This window comes from Bartonella sp. AA2SXKL (assembly GCF_042197205.1).
Taxonomy (GTDB): Bacteria; Pseudomonadota; Alphaproteobacteria; order Rhizobiales; family Rhizobiaceae; genus Bartonella.
This window is the reverse complement of sequence record NZ_JBHIRN010000201.1, coordinates 332-645: the sequence shown is the minus strand read 5'-3', so window position 1 is coordinate 645 and position 314 is coordinate 332. Positions and strand designations below refer to the sequence as shown.

The following is a 314-nucleotide window of genomic DNA, read 5'->3' as shown; positions in this document are numbered from 1 at the left end:
ATTTCCAGATCGATTGAATCAATATCTGCAAAGCGCTTAAAAAGTACTGCTTTACCTTCCATCACCGGTTTAGACGCTAGTGCACCTAAATTTCCTAAACCCAAGATAGCGGTTCCATTTGATATTACAGCAACAAGGTTGCCCTTTGTCGTATAATCGTAAGCCAATTCTGGATTTTGAGCAATCGCTTTAACCGGAACAGCAACACCTGGCGAATAAGCAAGTGCTAAATCATACTGTGTTGCCATAGACTTTGTTGCAACAATTTCAAGCTTTCCAGGACGACCACGACTATGAAAGTCTAGAGCTTCTCG

The 314-nt window shown here is 41.7% G+C and carries 1 pseudogene; it reads right to left on the bottom strand.

The window, feature by feature from the left end:
- Positions 1-314 (bottom strand): annotated as a pseudogene (locus ACFINS_RS10685) (NADP-dependent malic enzyme); the annotation flags it as partial.